18 protein-coding genes and 1 other RNA gene are annotated in these 20,401 nt (G+C 37.5%); 14 read left to right on the forward strand and 5 right to left on the reverse strand.

Features of this window, described 5'->3' with window-relative positions; genetic code table 11:
• The first annotated feature begins 36 nt into the window (after positions 1-36).
• From GKP30_RS06420 to GKP30_RS06460, 9 genes are all read left to right on the forward strand, one after another.
• The gene (locus tag GKP30_RS06420) at positions 37-255 is read left to right on the forward strand and encodes a spore germination protein (RefSeq protein ID WP_216828594.1); all 219 of its coding nucleotides are present in this window, start codon (positions 37-39) and stop codon (positions 253-255) included.
• A gap of 38 nt (positions 256-293) precedes the next feature.
• The gene (locus GKP30_RS23870) at positions 294-746 is read left to right on the forward strand and encodes an Hsp20/alpha crystallin family protein (protein WP_216828595.1); all 453 of its coding nucleotides are present in this window, start codon (positions 294-296) and stop codon (positions 744-746) included.
• 173 nt (positions 747-919) lie between these two features.
• Complete coding sequence (locus GKP30_RS06430; protein ID WP_216828596.1) at positions 920-2,020, forward strand: hypothetical protein; 1,101 nt, start codon at positions 920-922, stop codon at positions 2,018-2,020.
• 170 nt (positions 2,021-2,190) lie between these two features.
• Positions 2,191-2,961: an SDR family NAD(P)-dependent oxidoreductase gene (locus GKP30_RS06435; protein WP_216828597.1), complete on the forward strand. Its 771-nt coding sequence runs from the start codon at positions 2,191-2,193 to the stop codon at positions 2,959-2,961.
• Between the two features lie 310 nt (positions 2,962-3,271).
• A complete protein-coding gene (locus tag GKP30_RS06440; protein WP_216828598.1) occupies positions 3,272-4,087 on the forward strand; it encodes an amidohydrolase family protein in 816 nt (271 codons plus the stop codon).
• Between the two features lie 439 nt (positions 4,088-4,526).
• Positions 4,527-5,354: an electron transfer flavoprotein subunit beta/FixA family protein gene (locus GKP30_RS06445; protein WP_216828599.1), complete on the forward strand. Its 828-nt coding sequence runs from the start codon at positions 4,527-4,529 to the stop codon at positions 5,352-5,354.
• Positions 5,354-6,388 carry an electron transfer flavoprotein subunit alpha/FixB family protein gene (locus tag GKP30_RS06450; RefSeq protein ID WP_216828600.1) on the forward strand — a complete coding sequence of 345 codons (1,035 nt, stop codon included), beginning with the start codon at positions 5,354-5,356 and terminating at the stop codon, positions 6,386-6,388. The genes GKP30_RS06445 and GKP30_RS06450 overlap by 1 nt, the downstream gene beginning before the upstream one ends.
• On the forward strand, positions 6,372-7,667 hold the full coding sequence (locus GKP30_RS06455) for an FAD-dependent oxidoreductase (protein ID WP_216828601.1): 1,296 nt from the start codon (positions 6,372-6,374) through the stop codon (positions 7,665-7,667). The genes GKP30_RS06450 and GKP30_RS06455 overlap by 17 nt, the downstream gene beginning before the upstream one ends.
• A complete protein-coding gene (locus GKP30_RS06460; RefSeq protein ID WP_216828602.1) occupies positions 7,667-7,963 on the forward strand; it encodes a ferredoxin family protein in 297 nt (98 codons plus the stop codon). The genes GKP30_RS06455 and GKP30_RS06460 overlap by 1 nt, the downstream gene beginning before the upstream one ends.
• Positions 7,964-8,248: 285 nt before the next feature.
• On the opposite strand, the gene GKP30_RS06465 is transcribed toward GKP30_RS06460, so the two are convergent.
• On the reverse strand, positions 8,249-8,596 hold the full coding sequence (locus tag GKP30_RS06465; RefSeq protein ID WP_216828603.1) for a hypothetical protein: 348 nt from the start codon (positions 8,594-8,596) through the stop codon (positions 8,249-8,251).
• Positions 8,597-8,962: 366 nt separating this feature from the next.
• Between GKP30_RS06465 and GKP30_RS06470 the strand changes: the two genes are divergently transcribed.
• The gene (locus tag GKP30_RS06470; protein WP_216828604.1) at positions 8,963-9,871 is read left to right on the forward strand and encodes a phosphatase PAP2 family protein; all 909 of its coding nucleotides are present in this window, start codon (positions 8,963-8,965) and stop codon (positions 9,869-9,871) included.
• A gap of 49 nt (positions 9,872-9,920) precedes the next feature.
• On the opposite strand, the gene GKP30_RS06475 is transcribed toward GKP30_RS06470, so the two are convergent.
• The gene (locus tag GKP30_RS06475) at positions 9,921-10,592 is read right to left on the reverse strand and encodes an SOS response-associated peptidase (RefSeq protein WP_216828605.1); all 672 of its coding nucleotides are present in this window, start codon (positions 10,590-10,592) and stop codon (positions 9,921-9,923) included.
• Positions 10,593-10,744: 152 nt separating this feature from the next.
• Positions 10,745-10,925, reverse strand: a non-coding RNA gene (ssrS, locus tag GKP30_RS06480) — 6S RNA.
• Between the two features lie 495 nt (positions 10,926-11,420).
• On the opposite strand from ssrS, the gene GKP30_RS23995 reads away from it, so the two are divergent.
• A complete protein-coding gene (locus tag GKP30_RS23995) occupies positions 11,421-11,744 on the forward strand; it encodes a CBO0543 family protein (protein ID WP_407928596.1) in 324 nt (107 codons plus the stop codon).
• Positions 11,745-11,789: 45 nt separating this feature from the next.
• On the opposite strand, the gene GKP30_RS06485 is transcribed toward GKP30_RS23995, so the two are convergent.
• Together GKP30_RS06485 and GKP30_RS06490 are read right to left on the reverse strand one after the other, a co-directional pair.
• Positions 11,790-13,037 carry a TolB-like translocation protein gene (locus GKP30_RS06485; protein WP_216828606.1) on the reverse strand — a complete coding sequence of 416 codons (1,248 nt, stop codon included), beginning with the start codon at positions 13,035-13,037 and terminating at the stop codon, positions 11,790-11,792.
• Between the two features lie 355 nt (positions 13,038-13,392).
• A complete protein-coding gene (locus tag GKP30_RS06490) occupies positions 13,393-14,724 on the reverse strand; it encodes a DUF2254 domain-containing protein (RefSeq protein ID WP_216828607.1) in 1,332 nt (443 codons plus the stop codon).
• 176 nt (positions 14,725-14,900) lie between these two features.
• Between GKP30_RS06490 and GKP30_RS06495 the strand changes: the two genes are divergently transcribed.
• From GKP30_RS06495 to parC, 3 genes are all read left to right on the forward strand, one after another.
• The gene (locus tag GKP30_RS06495) at positions 14,901-15,320 is read left to right on the forward strand and encodes a CoA-binding protein (RefSeq protein WP_216828608.1); all 420 of its coding nucleotides are present in this window, start codon (positions 14,901-14,903) and stop codon (positions 15,318-15,320) included.
• A 428-nt stretch (positions 15,321-15,748) separates the two neighbouring features.
• The gene (gene parE, locus GKP30_RS06500) at positions 15,749-17,722 is read left to right on the forward strand and encodes a DNA topoisomerase IV subunit B (RefSeq protein ID WP_216828609.1); all 1,974 of its coding nucleotides are present in this window, start codon (positions 15,749-15,751) and stop codon (positions 17,720-17,722) included.
• A 1-nt stretch (position 17,723) separates the two neighbouring features.
• A complete protein-coding gene (gene parC, locus GKP30_RS06505) occupies positions 17,724-20,168 on the forward strand; it encodes a DNA topoisomerase IV subunit A (protein ID WP_216828610.1) in 2,445 nt (814 codons plus the stop codon).
• The last annotated feature ends 233 nt before the right edge of the window (positions 20,169-20,401 follow it).

The following is a 20,401-nucleotide window of genomic DNA, read 5'->3' on the forward strand; positions in this document are numbered from 1 at the left end:
TAAACTAAAAGTATCTTGATATAAAGGGTGTTTTATATGCCAGCCATCGTATTTGGTCCATTTAAAATTAATGCTAATGACGGAAATATAAGTTTTGGAGATGTGTTGAACATGTCTCCAAAATCAGCTAGTAAATCTGTGACGGGGTCTGGAAGTGCGCACACGGGTGATTTTATGATTACGAATAATGGTATTAATATTAACAATGCTTTTGACCCGGATGCGGTCGACCAAAATGTTTCCGCAAACCAATAATTTGCGGTAGGTAATTTTAATGTGAAAGGAACATTAAAGTGAACAATTTTGATCCATTTCAACATGTGAAACAATTTCAACATTACTTTGATCACTTTTTTAGAGAAGACTTTTGGGATAAGTTTCAAAATTTACCGAACAACTCTACGAACCAACTAAAAGTGAATCTTTATGAGTCAGGTTATGAGCTAGTATGTGCGATCATCCTGCCAGGGTTAAAATCGAAAGACGATATTTCCATCTACATTGATGAAAACCTGATTGAAGTGGAAGGTCAGATGAACTTCAATTTGAATGGTTATCGAACCCTTCAAGAAGAAGCCAATCCAGGAAACTTTAAGCGATCTATAGACCTGCCTTACCCAATTCGCAGAGACCGCATCGAAACGGTTTATCGCAAAGGAGTCCTGTATATTCATTGCCACCGCTTATTAACCCAAAACGATCGCAAAGCAATACCTATTCAGACAATAGAAGACGAGGAAAACTGAATGTAGTGAATATTGAAGGTGCCTGGCACCTTCAATATATTAACGCATTAATTCGTTGATGGTGCCTGGCACTCCAGAGACCATTTTTTTGTATTGTAGAAACATTTCTCTTCCTCCTATAATAGAAGGGGCTTACAATTTGAATTCCATTTGCTGAAAGAGGTCATATCTGAATGAATTATCAACCTACGATCCAAGAGCTGGATGCTTTTAATATTGATATTTATGGACTCGCAATAATTATTAAACTTGTAGAAAAGCGGATTGAAACGGACCTATCCATCGTTCGTGAAAAGATTACATTAGAGCAACAAAAAAAAATAATACCTAAAACGAATGGTAGAGTGGCGAACGTTCTAAAAGGGTCCTACGATAACCTTAAACATACATACGACAACTGGCGTGCAGAGGCGTTAAGAAAAGAACTAACAGATAAAAAACAATGGCTAACACTTTGGTCCGAACAAGCATGGGTGGCTTTAAGTCACAATCCTGGCTTGAGAAACTTAACGATTGAAGAATTGAAAACTAGGTTTCTACTAAAAAAGGAAAATGAATATAAAATGTACTTGCTGTTACAAGAAGCTATATTGACCCCTGTCTACGCTGAACTAGAAGGATTTCCAAAAGGCTTATCCGAGCGTGATATGAATAAAGGAATTGCAGTCATTACGACACAATGTGGCTTCCCTGGGGAAGTGGGCAAGAACATCATTAAGAATACTGGAAACTTCTTAAAAGAAGTAAATAATTACTGGGGGCGCGTCATCAAGTGGTCAATAGCTGGTACTGGTGCTGCTATCTTAACAGCAGGCTTAGCCGCGCCAGCAATAGCTGCAGCCATTGGGGGCACGATGGGGCTTGCAGGAGCAGCAGCAACATCTGCTGGCCTTGCTGCCATAGGTGGTGGTGCTATAGCAGCAGGAGGTCTGGGAATGGCAGGAGGCATGCAGATCTTAATCGGTGGCGGTGCGTTGCTTGGAGCTGTAGGTGGAGGAAGCATTGCAAATTTTATTGGGAAATTACCTAAAGATGCAATAGCGGTTTCTATGGTCAAAATTATTAACTATATAACATATTTAAGGACTTACTATAGTAAAAATGACTTTTATGCTAATCATATTTCCCAGAGTGTAATTAAATCTTTTCTCATGTTTAAGCATGAAGCTGAAACTGAATTTTTGTTAAAAGCGGATATATTAGCTGATACTGAAAGCACTCGCAAAGCCTTAGATATTATGACCATTACATTAAAAAAACTTGGTGACGTTTAACAATAAATGCATATGTCGAACAAAATGCTGTTAATATTAAATCTTTTAAATTATTTCACTAAAATGTTCCGAATATATCACCAACTATTCACAATTTAAAAATGAGTATATTCATAGATATGGTAATCTTAAATTGTAACAAGCTACAACAATTGTAAAGGGTGAATAAGATGAAATTTGCTGAGAAGATTGTAGTCATTACAGGTGCTGCGGCAGGAATTGGGAAGGAAACCGTTAAAGCATTTGCAAATGAAGGAGCTAACGTTGTGTTAGTTGATTTACATGAAGAAGCCCTTCAAGCAACCGCAAAAGAGTTGCAACTGAAAGAAGGTCAATATTTACTCGTTCAAGCCGATGTTAGTCAAGAAGCACAAGTTCAACGATATGTAGCGCTCGCAAAAGAGCAGTTTGGAAGAATCGATGTATTTTTTAATAATGCTGGGGTCGAAGGTGTTGTTCAACCGATCACCAATTACCCTTCAGAATCATTAGATTTAGTAATTGATGTAAATATAAAAGGAGTTTTTTATGGTCTGAAGCATGTATTAAGAGTCATGCAAGAACAAAAGAGCGGTTCAATTATTAATATGTCTTCGATCGCTGGTTTAAAGGGTAGCCCAAATGTAAGTGCATATATTGCCTCAAAGCATGCCGTCGTTGGATTAACTAAAGCGACAGCAATTGAGGCAGCAGCATTTGGTGTTCGAGTAAACGCAGTAAACCCTTCACCTGTCAATACTCGAATGATGCGTTCCCTAGAAGCAGGTTTCGCACCAGAGCATGCAGAACAAGTTAAAGAACAGTTAACTGCAACAATACCTTTAGGACGTTATGGTGAGTCAGATGATGTAGCTAACGCCGTGTTATATTTAGCTTCCGAACAAGCCAACTTTATTACGGGCGTCATCTTCCCAATTGATGGCGGTTTATCAGCAACTTAACATACGAATGAGGCAGGGAGAAAGCAACCTTCATCACCCTTAGAATTGGGTGCTGTCGGACGAGCCCCTGTCTCTTTTTTATTGGCTTTTCTAAAATTGTTGCTTTTGTCCTAATTTTTTCAACCTTTCCGTTACCCAAGGCGTGTGAAATTTACATTTTAAACATTGGAAGCATAATCAATATTCATCAATATAAACACATATTTAACATGCAGGAAACTCATATAAAATATTTAGTCTCACTAACAAGAAAAAAATGGTATACTTAGGTTATAAATAAACTGAAATTTCTGAAATAGGGGGATGAGTAATGAGTAAAATTGATGTACACATACATGCTTTTCCTGACAAACTAATGAATGCAATCTATAGTTGGTTTCGTCGAGAAGGGTGGAATGTTCCATATGACGGCTGGAGTGCAGACAAAATTTTCGATTATCCAAAACAACGAGGCTTCGACCAATTTTTAGTACTTTTATATGTACATAAAAAAGGAATGGCTGCTGAATTAAATACCTGGTTATATGAACAAGCGAAAGCTCGTCCAGAAATCGTCCCCATTGGCTGTGTTCATCATGAAGATGATGTTGCAAAAGAAACGGAAAAATGTCTTGGTGAATTAGGGTTTGCTGGCATGAAGCTTCACTGCCAAGTACAAAACGTAAAGATGAGTGATGAACGTCTTTATCCTTTTTATGAAACACTTATTAAATACAATAAACCAGTTATTGTTCACGCAGGAACAGCACCATCCGATCACACAGGGACTGTTGGTGTAAAATACTTTGCTGAAGTAATGGAGCGTTACCCAAATTTACGCGTTCAAGTGGCACATCTAGGTATGAATGAAACTGAAGAGTTTTTACGCTTAGCTGAAGAATTACCAGGCGTTATGTTCGATACTGCGGCATTAGAAGCTAAAAGTATGTCTGCTGATTTCCCACCTCCAGAACAATTTAAAGAATGGATTGAACGGTTGCCGGATCGTATGATGTACGGCAGTGATTTACCATTACTTAATGGCACGGCAGCAGAAATTCAAGAACACTTTGAAAGCTTAGATTTACAACCCGCTGTACAAGAAGCTTTATTCGCTGGAAATGCAAAAAGGTTTTGGGGGATTTAACTAAAGGTTTTTATTTAAAAGTAAAAACCATGAACGTGTGAGAACATAAAACATTATGTCCCAACACGAACACTCTTAAATAGATTCTAAGTATGGTAAAAAAGGAAGGATATCAATTAAATTTTGACTATGTTTTGTTAATATCTGTTTACTTTTAAAAAGACAAGAAAGAGATTCTAAGAAACATGATCCTAAAGAGTTTAATATAATTTCCCGATCATATGAAAGGAAGAACATCCGTTCAACACGGCAATGTTCTTCCTTTTTTCAATTTCTTTTTTGAACTAACACTTTAGAACATTAATAAACTATTACACAAACTGAAAGAAAAAAAGCATTTTATTAGCATTGTCCTTATATATTTAAAGTAATGACATAAATGGTACACACATAACTGTCTGAAAAATGATTGGTTTGGTGTTGAAAGGAGTGAAAAGAAATGCTTCATATTGTAGCGTGTATTAAACAGGTGCCTGATACGAAGATCATCAAGATGAACCCTAAGACAAACACGATGGACCGAGCCAGTGCCCCAGCAATTTTAAACCCATATGATTCACATGCAGTGGAAGAAGCGGTACGTCTAAAAAACCGCTATGGAGGGACCGTTTCTGTATTAACGATGGGTCCTCCTCCTGCAGTAAAAGCGATTAAAAAATGTATTGAAATCGGTGCTGATGAAGGGTATATGATTTCGGACCGAGCATTTGCGGGTGCGGATACATTAGCAACGAGCTATGCTTTAACTTGTGCTCTTGAGAAAATTTCAAAAATCAAGCCAATTGATTTAATTATTTGCGGGAAAATGACCATTGATGGCGATACAGGACAAGTTGGCCCTGGTATTGCAAGACGACTCGATATTCCACCTTTAACATCGGTTAAGAAAGTTGTTGAGGTAAATAAAGAGGAAGGGCATATGGTTGTTCACCGTAAATTGGAAGATGGCTATGAAGTCATTCAATCTCAATTACCGTGTCTTCTCTCCGTGGAAAAAGAAATTAATGAAGTACCTTATTCAACTTTTCCAAATATGTTAAGAGCTGCACGCTATGAACCTACAATTTGGGCCGTAGCTGATTTAGAAGGTGCCGATAAAAAACAACTCGGACTAAAAGGATCACCAACCATCGTTTCAAAAGTATGGGCTCCGCCAAAGCCAGAAGGTGGAAAAATCTTAGAAGGAAGTTCACAAGAGAAAGTTGAGCAGTTACTAGGCGTCTTAATGGAGAAAAAGGAACTCTTTACCCAGAAAGGAGGAGCGTAATGAATTTTGAAGATTATCGTGGCGTCTGGGTGTTTATTGAAGAAACTGATGGGAAAATCGCTCCTGTATCTCTCGAATTGCTAGGAGCAGGTAGAAAGCTTGCAGATAAACGTGGAGTTAAATTAGGTGGCGTCATCATCGGAGAAAACGTAACAAGCCTTGCCAATGAAGTTTTCGAGTATGGTGCAGATGTCGTTTATGTGTACGATGCACCTATTTTCAAAGATTACCGGACAGAGTCATTTATGAAAGCTTTGCTTGATTGTTGTGAAAAACACAAACCAGAAATTATTTTATATGGAGCAACTTCAACTGGTAAAGATCTAGCAAGTGCAGTAGCGACTGATCTACCTACAGGTTTAACGGCAGATACAACGGAGCTAGATGTTGAAGAAGATACTGGACTACTGTTGGCGAGCCGGCCAGCTTTCGGTGGTAACATTATGGCAACCATCCTATGTAAAAAGTATCGTCCACAAATGGCTACTGTACGTCCGAAAGTTATGAAAGCGCTTACCAGAGAGCCAGGTCGAAAAGGCAATCTCATAGAAGAAAATCTTCCACTTAAAGAAGATGATGTAAGAACGAAGGTTTTAGAAATTGTTAGAATGGCTACGAAAAAAGTTAAGATTGATGAAGCAGATATTATAGTTGCTGGAGGTAAAGGACTTGGTAGTTCAGAAGGGTTTCAGCTCTGCCATGAACTTGCAGACACACTTGGCGGTGCAGTTGGAGCGAGCCGTGATGTCGTTGAAGCAGGCTGGATTGAACACCATCATCAAGTCGGCCAGACGGGGGTTACTGTTACACCGAAAATTTACTTTGCCATCGGTATTTCAGGTGCCATTCAACACATCGTTGGAATGAAGAACTCTGGGTTGATCATCGCAATAAATAAAGACCCCGGGGCGCCAATATTTGAATCGTGTCATTACGGAGTTGTCGGGGATGCATTTGAAATCGTACCTATGTTAATTGATCAATTTAAAGTTGCGTTGTCGAGAGAGGAGGCACAACATGCCCGAAAAGTTTGATTGTATCGTTGTTGGTGCAGGACCTGCTGGAATATCATGTGCTCATGAATTAGCTAAAGGAGGTGCAAAAGTTCTTTTACTTGAGCGCGGGGAATACCCAGGGTCAAAAAATGTAATGGGTGGAGTCCTTTATCGACAAATGATGGAAGATGTTATCCCCGAATTTTATAAAGAAGCACCACTTGAACGTCCAGTCGTCGAACAACGCTTTATGATGATGGATAAAGAGTCTGCTGTAACGTTTGGTTATAAAGGACTAGAGTGGGGAAGAGAGCCATACAACAACTTTACGGTCTTACGTGCGAAATTTGACCAATGGTTTGCAAGTAAAGCTGTTGAGCAAGGTGCATTACTAGTCAATGAAACAGTAGTTCTAGAATGTATCGTGGAAGATGGAAAGGTCGTCGGGGTTAGGACCGACCGGCCAGACGGGGAAGTTTATGCCGATGTTGTTGTTTTAGCTGATGGGGTTAACTCGCTTCTGGCTAAATCACTTGGCTTTCATAAAGAATACCAGCCAGATGAAGTAGCTCTTGCAACGATGGAAATTTTAAAACTGGACTCTAAAATTATTGAAGACCGATTTAATCTCGAAAAAAATCAGGGCTGTACGATTGAACTTTTTGGCGATGCAACTAAAGGGATTTTAGGAACAGGATTCCTCTACACGAATAAAGACACACTCAGTATCGGGGTCGGGACTCTCCTGTCTGGTTTAATCAAGCATAAAATTCGACCGTATGAATTGCTTGAATACGTAAAAAATCACCCGATGATCCGCCCTTACATTCAAGGAAGCGAGCCACAAGAATATTTAGCTCACCTTATTCCTGAAGGCGGTTATCATTCTATGGGGAAAGTCGTTGGCAATGGCGTCATCGTCGTTGGGGATGCCGCTCAACTCGTTAATGCCATACATCGGGAAGGCTCAAACTTAGCGATGACCTCGGGTAGGTTTGCCGCAGAAACCGTACTCTTGGCCAAAGAAGCTGGCGATTTTTCTGAAAGAATTTTAGATCATTACCGTAAAAAACTAATGGATAGCTTTGTCGGTCAAGACTTGAAAAAATACAAAGACTCTACACACCACTTCGATAAATTCCCACAATACTTTGACCAGTATATTCCGATGATGAACAAAGCAGCAAGCCAGATGTTTACCGTTGATGGAATGTCTAAGCGAGATAAACAAAAGAAAATCATTAAAGATATTGGTACACCTAAACAGAAACTAAAAATTGCGCGCGATATGATTAAAGCCTGGAAGGTGATGAAATAATGAGTGAACAAAAAAAAGGTCAGTCTATCGAAGAAAAGCAGTATCTTGTTCGCTTTAACGCAGATACAAAATCACATCTCCATGTATTAGATGAAGACATTTGCTTGAACAAATGCCCAGACAAAATCTGTACGATCTTTTGCCCTGCTGAAATTTACAAATGGGAAGATATTCGAATGCATGTCGGCTATGAAGGCTGTCACGAATGTGGAAGCTGCCGGATCGGCTGCCCACATCAAAATATTCAATGGGAATATCCTAAAGGCGGTCATGGAATTGTATTTAGATTAGGGTAATGTAAGTGAATTAGCGGAAGCAGAAGCGTACTGGCAGAAGGTAGTCCATTGTCATTACGCTTCTTTATTTGGTCTCTGTTGATATGGGCAAAATTATTTGGAGGGGAAAATATCTATAATCCCTTTTATGTTTGTGAGTAGGAGTTATTTGACTCTAAGATGGAGGTGTTAGATAACGTCGTGAAGAGTTAATGGAAGGGGATGGGAGGAATTATGTATGTGTAGCTATTCACATAGCTTTGCAAAAAGAAACGAAGAAGAATTCTTGTTTCTTTTTTAAAAAAATTAGCTAGCAGCTTGAGGGATTTGAGTAATTTTGTCTTGATTAGCTCCTTTTTCTATTTCGTTTGTTAATGACAATGCATCATCCATCGTTGGAAAAAATGCTGAAATAAAGTAAGGGTGCTGGCAATCAAATCGACCACATTTTTTCGCTGGATAAACTAAAACTCGCCATTGGTAGAAGTTACAGTTCTCGGAGATTTCTTTGCCCTCTAAGGCGATGAGCCAATGCGTACAGTCGTCAAATATTTCCCTATTAGGCGATTTTTCTAAAGCTAAGATCCGGTCATTTTCACCAATAGGGACAAGAGGCTTTTGATAAAATTCACCAAAGTTAGGAATGAATTTCATACACATTCTCCTTTATTATTTATTTTTAAAAGTTCAGGACTCAGTCATTAAGGTGTAAGCGGTTTCAAAATAAGCCATAATAGGTGACAATTCGAATTATTTTATTATATGTTCGTTTTTGTAAAAAGATTTTTATTTTAAGAAAATTCTTTCTATTAATCTGAGATTTTCTCATTTTAGGCTTGGTCTATCGAAAGTACATTAGTTTACAAGATCACATATTAACCCCTTCTTAAGCAGATCAAAATTCAAAATATATTCAGCAAAACTCGGTTAATAATGGAGTTAATTCACTACTTAAGAAGGATTTTATTACATGATGTCGAATGATATTAAAATAATTTTATAACAAAATAAGGAGGCATCATGAATCAAACTGAGATTTTAGTCACAATGACTGAACTGCAAAACCCATTTTTAAATTTTATTGCACTTATTTTAACGTTTTTAGGCAATGAAGAGTTTTATATGATCATCTTACCGCTTGTGTATTGGTGCATATCAAAGACGGCTGGCTTTCGACTATTTTATATCTTTTTAATGTCGATTTATATTAATGCGTTCTTTAAAATTCATTTTGCTGTTAAGCGACCGATTGATATTGAAGGAGTTAATTCAATTTTCTTAGAGTCAGCGAAAGTAGGAAGTCACTATCCATACGACTCATTCCCAAGTGGTCACGCTCAAGGATCAGCAACACTTTTTGGTTATTTAGCTTATATGATTAATAAACGTGCATTTTGGATTTTTGCTATCACCATCGTATTATTAATATCTACATCACGCCTGTATTCAGGATTACACTGGCCTACCGACGTTATGGTTGGTATCTCACTAGCGGTTATCATTTTAACTGTAGCAATTGCAATAGAAAAACGTATTTCTAGACTAACAACGAAAATAAAATGGTTACTTGCTATCGTCTTTCCAATCGTCCTGATGATCGTTTTCCCTGAAGAAGAAGGTATCAAATATGCTGGCTTTTTACTAGGTGCAGGTGTTGGTTACTTACTTGAAGCGGAAACGAACCGTATGGTTATCTCAAAACAGATCTGGCGGAAAGCGGTTGCTTTCGTTGTAGGTATTGTCGGCCTTGTTGCTATCCAATCAGGATTAAAATTTGTTTTTCCAGATGCGGTTCTTTTTGACTTCATCCGTTATGGACTAGTAGGTCTATGGGGACTATATATTGCTCCAGTCGTTTTTGTTTTACTAAAGCTTTACCAAACTGAACGAACGCTCCCAACTCCAAAAGATCGATCCATTTCTGGCTAAAATAAAAAGCTGACTTTTAAAAGTCAGCTTTTTTTATGTTAGTACATGACTATACGAGTGGATTAATTAAAGTAGGTGAGTCATTTTTGGGTGAATTTACCTCTGTTGAAACTTGATAAGCTTCCATTTCTTCTGGTGGGTAAGGTTGAAGAATATCGTCTAGTGTATGCGGGTCCTCAATTTTATTATGTAACCAAACTTTTTCCGTTTCCTTTGTTAAAATAACAGGCATGCGATCATGAATATCCTTCATAAACAAATTTGGACTTGTTGTAATAATCGTGCACGAATAAATAATATTATCATCAGTAGATTTCCAACGTTCCCATAGTCCAGCCATTGCAAAAACACCTTCTTGTTTCAGTTTAATTCTTACAGGAACTTTTTTGTTTTTAACTTTTTTCCATTCGTAAAAGCTATCTGCTATTACTAAGCACCGCCGTTTTTTATAAGCTTGTTTAAAGCTAGGTTTTTCCGCTAGCGTTTCTGCTCGAGCATTAATCAGTTTATAGCCTATTTTCGGATCCTTTGCCCAAGAAGGAATGAGTCCCCAGCGAAGGTATCCCGCACGATTGTCTTGACCATCGTTGATGACTGTTAATATATTTTGGCTCGGTGCTATGTTGTACCTGACAGCGTATTGATCTTCAAAATCATTTACTATCTCAAAACGTTCTTTTAGTAAAGAGGGATCTGCAGAAAGTGTAAACCGACCACACATCAAAATCACCTCACAGTTTTTATTACCATTATAGGCAAATCAAGCTACATCCATAAAGATTTCATCATAATCTGTTCAAAAAATAAAAACGCCTGGAACGATAATAGCGTTCCAGACGTAAAGTATGATCAAAATAATCAAACAAACCGAGTATGTATCCCACTCTGCCGTACCTCGTGATGTCTTAAAAACCTACTCTCGTAGGTGGGTGTCCTCTCCAAATCCTTCAACTTCCCCTAGCTTGCAGGGCTTGTTGTTAGAGGTGGAATACTGAACTCCCTAAAAAACAGTATCGGTTTAAGACATTAAGAAGTACTAACATCGTAGGGCGATGTTTATGTAAAAGGAGGAATGGTAAAGATACAATCCATCCCTTTCAAGATAACGCATGTATGGTATGCGTCATGGCAAGAGTTTTGAAGTGAGAAACAGTGAATTCACTGCGTTCTCGGGTTTGTTGTACTAGTAATATACCATGTTTTAATCGACTTTATCAATGGTAAGTAAAGGTGTGATAACCAAAAGAACATATGTTGACGAATATAGAATAATAAAACCAGTTTATACCAAAAACTACCTATTAAAACAAGATAAAAACTAACTCATATAAAAAGGCTTTTTTATTAAACAAGTATTTTAAAGCAATAGTCAAAAGAAAGTATGACTATAAAATCTTTTTTAAGCAATACTCAAAATAGCCCCGCTTATTAGGATGTGTTGGTATGACTTTTATGTATATTGTTACTGTGTTATTAGCCATATTTGTATGGTTTATGCCAAAGAATTTAACTCGCCCACATCATATGGATCATCGTTTCTTATATTGAAATCACTGTTGATTTAACCTTAGGACATTTAATGGAATTATACTATTTCAATGATGACGATAGCATTAGCGCTCGAGCTTTATTTATGAAATTTCTAACGTCTCCACTTTTTGGAGTTATAATTTCTAATTACATGCCCAAAAAGATAAAATCTTTTATACCTTATCTGATCGGTTGGGTAGTGTTTTCTACGTTCTTTGAATGGTTAACCGTAAAGTTTGATTATTTAACCTATACAGGATGGAAGCTTTGGTATTCATTTATCTTTTATATATTTGCTGTTACTTTTATGAGATGGAACTTATTCTTTATCAGAAAACGTTGACTGACGTCATGATATTAAAATCTGCATAATAGGTGCCAGGCACCATCAATAATTAATATTTTGTTTTATAAAGAAGGTATAGTCTTCGACATCTTTGATCCATAGTTCTGCGTTTTTGCCGTCAACATCCACTATCCAAACGTCGCCCCTTCCAGTTATGTCAGTACGTCTTAACCAAGAAATTTTCTGGAGTGGAGGTAGGAATTTTGGTTGATAATCCCCATATCCTTCAGGTGGATTTGATATTCTTTCCTGCCTTTGTCCATTCATACTTATATAATACAAGGCAGGTTTAGGTCGTTTCTTAGGATCATTCGACCACTCACTTTCCTTTACTCTTGCAACACTTAAGGCTTGATCATTTATCCATGTAAATCCAAGCTCTGCATAGTTTGGTGGAGTAAGACTTAATGAAGTAGAGGAGGGCAGCTCTTTTACTTTTAAGTCTTTATCCCTGAACCCAAAGACAATTCTACCGCCACCTGCGATATACCCCAATAAGTTTTTCTTGAACGCCCACTTCGGATCGTCTAAGTAAAGAATTATTTCATCAATCGCTTCAAATTCTTTTCCGTCAGCAGAAATGACAGAAAGCATATTGCTATCCATCGCCATAGATGCTGTTGGCGAAACGATAAAAGAAATCCATTTTCCATCAGGCGAATAAGAAAAGTCAGTAGCGTTGATCGCCATAATTGATCGATCACCTTTCTTTAATTCAGAAGGTAAAACAAATAACTCTCTCACATGATCCGTTAAGCTTTTTAAATTTCGATAGCCTTCCTTAATTGAAATTGAATAAAGAGTTGTATTTGTCCAGCCTGTTGGTCGAAGAACAGCACTAGAAGAGGCGATAAACCCCTTACCATCAGGCTGCCACTCATAATCACAAACTCCTAGCGCAATGTTATAAAATTCTTTTAAATCTGATATGTTCAATACGCCATTACTTTTAAAAGCAATTATATTATCAGTAGGGGACCATTTAGCATCTATACCGTCATAAAAAACTTGTTGATGTTGCTTCGTCTGAAGATCGTAAACCCAAATTTCATTTTGTGAATGGTTTTGACCTTGTTTTTGATAAAGCAGCATACTGCCATCGAAAGACCATTGTGGGGAGCCGGTGTAGTTTGCTCGTTCAGCCGAGATTTTTTCTTCTTGATGATAGATTTTTGTCCAAAGATAGCCATCACGAACAAAAGCTACTTTTATTTCGGAACGTTCAGTTTCTGCATAAACGGAAGTTGGGATTAAAAAACAAAGAATGATAAAAGCAATTATCAATTTCATGAAAGATCACCTCTTAGGCTTAGTATCTTCATATGTAGAGAGGAGTATGATATAAAAGAAAAAGGCTGACAGCTAGTGTCAACCTCGATTTAGGAAGAGTAAAATAATTTTGTTCAATTTCGTTTACTTCTCTACCTGATTTGTAGTGATTTAATGTTTCTTTAAAAGACTAGTAATGGTATTCATATGCTGCGACTCCTTATCGATTTTTGCTTGCTTGACTTCCTTTGTCATTTCTTTGAATTTGGCTCTATTGCTCTATTCTTAAGATTTAAGTTTGATTTCAGTATAGGAACCCCTGCTTACGTTATTAGTGAAAAAGTAGCTATGTTTTAAGATAGCATATACGACGGGTTTAAAAATTATGTTGGGTCCGATCGTTTGTTTCTGTATGTAAAGCAAGCTTTTCTAGCTTATGATCCAAATACTCTTTATCTAAAGATAAAAACGACTTTTCGTTAATTCCTTCCATTACATATTCAGTAAACCTTTTTATTTCTTGTTTTACTGCATTATCGTTATGTGAGGCGACGACGTTAAGTGCGTCTATTATTGCTGACAATACTGAAACATCATCTTTAGCATAGTGACGAATTTGATAGAAACTTCTATATAAATAATCTCTAAAATGCTGCTGTTCTAACATTAGCCGAAGTGCTCGTTGATCATCATTATAAAAGGCACGCTCCACATTTTTTTGACCTAATGCCGTTAATACTTTACCAAGTTCATTTATACACGAAATGGCAGTATTCGGATCATTAATCCCAGGAGATAAGGCCTTTAAACAGATTTCTACTAATTTTGTTAAACCAAAATCAATATCTTGGACCGTCGCTCGTTCATGCCCAAAAATAAAGAAGGACAGGTAACGATCAGGGTCCACTTTATTAGCAAGTGGCCAAATATGAAGAAATGGTGTAAAAGTATCAACGTAATCACCAAGCTGAAACTTCATCTCAATAATGATATCATCCTTTTTTGCTTGTTCGATAAGGGCATCAAGATCTATTAATTGTAAATAACCAGGTTTTTTAACATACAAGAACGTAGGTTCTCGTTGTTTGATTTCATCACTTTCCCAATCATCCCAAGGTGCATCGTGGTGAGCCTCTTGTTTATTTTGATAATTATTTTGAATCACTTTAATCGTATTTATTGAAATTTGATGGATTAAATTACTTACCTGTATCCATAGAGAAACGTGATGAATAAAAAAGACAAAAAAACCAACACATATAATTGCATAAATAACAGCAACCGTCGGTGAAAAAAATAATGATATACCATCACGTTCTCGCAACAACAAAAGTGTCACAATCGCAAAAATAAATCCACTGATAAAAACGCCTAATATTCTCTGTGTATGCTGATCATTTACGAAATTTTGCAGTGTTCGCGGAGAGAACTGTGATAAATAGGTGGTCAACACTACCATAATGGTTGAAAAGGATATTGTTGTCATCGTTAATAGCGAAGCTGAAATCGCACCTAAAAGCGTTTGCGCTAAACTTAAATCAGTAAAAAACACAGAGGGTATGATGTTTCCGAGTCTATCAGAATAAAAAATATAATAATCCAATTGAACAAACAAGAAGGAAAGGGCGATAGCAATTAGGCTGTAAAAGCTGGGTAAAAACAGAAAGCTTGATCTAAGTTGTTGTAGTTTTGTCTGGAGTCTGCTCATCAGTTTCACCTCAGTTCAGCTTACATTACTATCGCCAAAAAATAGTGCCTTAGAGTTATTATTTCTTTTTTGTTAAAAATTATGAAAAAAGTGCAGGAATTTCGCACATTATGCTGAATGTATGAGAGGCGAATAGAAATCGTATGATAAAAGGGAACAAAAAGGAGTGATTATTCATGACGGTTGAAAATCCAAGTCGTACTGAAATAGGAGAAATTTTAAAGAGCAGTAAACGAATTGCTGTTGTTGGGTTATCTACAAATCCAGACAGAACATCTTACATGGTTTCTGAAGCGATGCAAAATGCAGGCTATGAAATCATCCCTGTTAACCCAGCTGCTGTTGGTGAAGAAATTTTAGGGGTAAAAGCAGTTGGATCGCTAAAAGATATCGAAGGTCATGTCGATATTGTAAATGTATTCAGAAGAAGTGAGCATCTTCTTGATGTAGCAAAAGAAGCGGTTGAAATTAAGCCTGATGTTTATTGGGCACAGCTAGGGCTCCAAAACGAAGAAGCTTATGACTACTTAAAGGAACATGGCGTAACGACAATTATGGACAGATGCATTAAAGTCGAACATGCGTTAACCAAATAGTTGCCGTAAAGTCCTTAACTGAATGTTTGAGTTAAGGACTTTTTTTTAAAACTGAACTTGAATTTGAGAGGTTTAGTTATGAGCTCATGTTTGGTCGTTAGAAAAGTAGGGCTATTTGACTGACTATTAAAATTTATTTACAGTTTTATTGCCTGTTGTAGGGATTGATTTTCGTTATACTTCGTTAACTTTAGCTATTAGGGTCTAATTCCCTTTGTGTCCAAAGACAAATTCAGGACAAAAGTCATTAAATAATTCTTCAAAAAAGCAGGAAAAACTGTAGTTGTGAACAAAATATACAAAGATACAGTTGTTCTTTTGTGATATATTGTTTAAGGATTAATTAGATTTTTTCCTTGTTTTAGGTTATAGTTCTATTCTAGAGAAAAGAAAAAAATGAATATGAGCGTGGGAAAGGAGCTTTCAATTTGGCGACTAAACAGAAATTAGAATACAATGATGATGCCATACAGGTACTAGAAGGCTTAGAAGCCGTCCGTAAACGCCCTGGAATGTACATTGGAAGTACTGACAGTCGCGGTTTACACCATTTAGTATATGAGATTGTAGACAACGCAGTAGACGAAGCTTTAGCTGGCTACGGTGATTATATAAAAGTAACGATACATAAAGACAATTCGATCAGTGTCATTGATGATGGTCGAGGAATGCCTACGGGGATGCACAAGCTCGGTAAACCTACACCTGAAGTAATCTTGACAGTACTTCATGCAGGAGGAAAATTCGGCCAAGGGGGATACGCAACCAGTGGGGGGCTACACGGGGTCGGGGCTTCTGTAGTTAATGCTCTTTCTGAATGGCTCGTCGTCGAGATCAAACGCGACGGAAAGATCTATCGTCAACGCTTTGAGCACGGAGGAAAACCTGTTACGACGTTGGAACATGTCGGTACAACAAAGAAGACAGGAACGAAAATTCACTTCAAACCAGACTCAACGATGTTCAGTGTAACAACATACAACTTTGAAACTCTTACTGAACGTTTAAGAGAGGCAGCCTTCTTGCTCAAAGGGCTGAAAATAGAATTAGTTGATGAACGCAAAGATAAAGAAGCAAGTGAACTATTCCATTATGAAAGTGGAATTGAGGCTTTTGTAGAGTATTTAAATGAAGATAAAGAAACATTGATGCCAGTGATCTTCTTCAATGGGGAGCAAAATGGAATCGATATGGAGTTCGCATTCCAATTCAATGATGCTTATACGGAGAACGTGCTATCCTTTGTTAACAACGTTAGGACAAAAGATGGTGGAACGCATGAAGCTGGAGCAAAAACAGCTATGACACGTGCGTTTAATGAGTATGCTCGTAAAGCAAAATTGCTAAAGGAGCGCGACAAGAACTTAGACGGCTCTGACATTCGCGAAGGGTTTACTGCAATTATTTCAGTTCGAGTGCCTGAAGAAAAGCTTCAGTTTGAAGGGCAAACGAAAAGTAAGCTAGGAACACCAGATGCTCGTTCAGCAGTTGATGCTATTGTTTCCGAAAAACTGGCTTATTTCTTTGAAGAGAATCCAGATCTAAGTACAATGCTTATTAAAAAAGCAATTAAAGCTGCTCAAGCACGTGAAGCTGCTCGAAAAGCACGTGAAGAAGCACGTAGCGGTAAAAAGAGTAAGAAAAAAGACGTTCTTTTAAGTGGAAAACTAACTCCAGCGCAATCAAAGAACCCGAGCCGCAATGAACTTTACCTAGTTGAGGGTGACTCTGCAGGTGGGTCTGCTAAGCAAGGGCGTGACCGTAAATTCCAAGCGATCCTTCCGTTACGAGGAAAAGTCATTAACACGGAAAAGGCAAAGTTAGATGACATTATGAAAAACGAAGAGATCCGTACTATTATCCACGCGATTGGTGCTGGAGTTGGTGCTGACTTCTCCATTGAAGATATTAACTATGATAAAGTCGTTATCATGACCGATGCTGACACAGACGGTGCTCACATTCAAGTTTTATTACTTACATTCTTTTATCGTTACATGAAGCCGCTTGTAGAAGCAGGAAAAGTATATATTGCGCTTCCGCCACTTTACAAAGTTAGTAAAGGTACTGGCAAAAAAGAAGTACTGGAATATGCTTGGGATGAAGATGAGTTAAAACAGGCGATTAAAAAGATCGGGAAAGGCTATACGATCCAACGCTATAAAGGTCTTGGTGAGATGAACGCTACGCAATTGTGGGAGACTACGATGGACCCTGAAACACGAACGCTTATTCGAGTGAAAATCGACGATATTGCCCGTGCAGAAAAACGTGTATCTACTCTAATGGGAGATAAAGTTGAACCACGCCGAAAATGGATTGAGTCTCACGTTGCATTTGGTTTAGAAGAAGAAACAAACATCCTAGAAAACGAAAATATTATGGTTACGAAGGAGGATTAACTTGGCACAGACAGAGCGCTACTTAGACCTACCACTAGAAGAAGTTATTGGCGACCGCTTTGGCCGTTACAGTAAATACATTATCCAAGATCGTGCGCTACCAGATGTGCGTGATGGCTTAAAGCCTGTACAACGCCGTATATTATATGCAATGTACCGTGAAGGAAACCTAGCAGATAAGCCGTTCCGAAAAGCTGCTAAAACGGTTGGTAACGTAATCGGTAACTACCATCCGCATGGTGATACGTCAGTGTATGATGCGATGATCCGTATGAGTCAAGATTGGAAGCTTCGCAACCTTCTTGTTGAGATGCACGGTAACAATGGTTCGATTGACGGGGACCCACCAGCAGCAATGCGTTATACAGAGGCAAGATTATCATCGATCGCCTCTGAACTTTTACGAGATATCGATAAGGAAACTGTTGATTTTATCCCGAATTTCGATGATACACAGGAAGAGCCTGTTGTATTACCCTCCATGTTTCCTAATTTGCTCGTAAACGGTTCAACGGGAATTTCTGCAGGGTATGCAACTGACATCCCACCACATCATTTAGGTGAAGTTATTGATGGAGCTATTCATTTAATGGAAACTCCTTTAGCTAGCTTAGAGGAGTTAATGCAATATATAAAAGGGCCTGATTTTCCAACTGGAGGTATTGCTCAAGGCTTAGACGGTATCAAGCAAGCATACCAAACAGGAAAAGGAAAAGTTGTACTTCGAGCAAAAACAGAAATTGAAGAATTAAAAGGCGGCCGTCAACAAATTGTTATTACTGAAATTCCATATGAGATTATTAAGGCAAACCTTGTTAAGAAAATGGATGAGCTTCGGTTTGACAAAAAAGTTGATGGAATTGCTGAAGTACGAGATGAAACAGATCGAACGGGTTTACGTATCGTGGTAGAGCTTAAGAAAGATGCGAGTTCACAAGCGATCTTAAACTATTTATTTAAAAATACTGATCTACAAGTGACATATAGCTTCAACATGGTTGCTATTCACAATAAACGTCCACAATTACTCGGCTTAAAAGAAATGCTCCAAGCGTATATTAGTCACCAAAAAGAAGTGATTACACGTCGTTCAGAATACGAGCTTCGTAAAGCAAAGGAACGTGCCCATATCGTTGAAGGGCTTATTAAAGCAATTTCGATATTAGATGAAGTTATTGCGACAATCCGTTCATCAAAAGATAAACGCGATGCTAAAGATAACCTCATAGCACGCTTTGAATTTACTGAACCACAAGCAGAAGCTATAGTAACTTTACAGCTATACCGTTTAACAAATACAGATATTACAACTTTACAAAAAGAAGCTGATGAATTAGTTAAACTAATAAACCGCTTAGAAGCGATCCTTAATAGTGAAAAAAAGTTAATTAGTGTTATTAAGAAAGACTTACTTCAAATTAAGGAAAAATTTGCAGATGAGCGTAGAACAGTAATAAAAAGAGATGTGGAAGAAATTAAGATTGATCTTGAAGTCCTTGTTCCAGCTGAAGATGTCATTGTTACTGTAACGAAGGAAGGTTATGTGAAACGTACGAGCCTACGTTCTTATGCAGCATCAAACAGTGAACCGACAGGAATGAAGGAAGAGGATTATGTCATTGGTCACTATAATACCAATACTGTAGACACGCTTCTTATTTTCACTAAGCTAGGAAACTATCTACATTTACCAGTCCATCAGCTTCCAGATATTCGCTGGAAAGACAATGGACAGCATGTTGCAAACCTCGTTTCAGGATTAGACCGTGAAGATGAGATCCTCCATTCTATGGTCATTAAAGATTTTAGTGAGGAAGAATATTTATTATTTATAACGAAAAATGGAATGGTTAAACGAAGTCAGTTATCTCTTTATAAAGCACAACGTTTTACAAAGCCTTTAGTAGCAGTAAAGCTAAAAGAAAATGATGAAGTAGTAAATGTTCAGTTAACTAATGGAGCAACTGAAATTTTTATCGGAACCCATCAAGGCTATGGCTTATGGTTCGCAGAAGATGAAGTTAATATCGTCGGCCAACGAGCAGCTGGAGTTAAAGGGATTAACTTGAAAATTGACGATTATGTAGTCAATGGCTATTCATTTACGTCAGATCAGGAAGTTTATTTCTTTGTGGCAACACAACGTGGTGCTGTTAAGAAAATGTCGATTAAAGAATTCGATAAATCAACAAGAGCAAAACGTGGTCTCGTGATGTTGCGCGAGCTGAAAAAAGAGCCACATCGAATCGTAGGAATTCAAAAAGTAACTAATAACGAACAAATTATTTTGATAACAAAGTCGGAGTCCAAAGCATTCGTAGAAGTCGCACATTTACGACCTAATGATAGATATAGCAACGGATCGTTTGTCGTAGATAGTGCCACAGACGGGGAAGTCATCCGGATATGGCAAATCGTTAGCACCGAGCCAAAAAATGATGAGTAACTTTACTCATCATTTTTTTGAACCTTTTTAACTATAAATAGTAAATAAAGAAAAAATAGAGGGGGAATAATACATTGTTGAACGGAAATAGGTGAAATTTAACCCTTCTTTACAAGATGTATGCTTAAATCCTAATAATAAATTAGCACAAACGCATCACATAATTATATTATGTAAACTAACAAAAACTAGTCACTAGATACTATTACATCTTTATGATAGAGTAATAGTAT

The sequence above is a fragment of the Alkalihalobacterium elongatum genome, from assembly GCF_019024285.1.
In the GTDB taxonomy this organism is placed as follows: Bacteria; Bacillota; Bacilli; order Bacillales; family Bacillaceae_F; genus Alkalihalobacterium; species Alkalihalobacterium elongatum.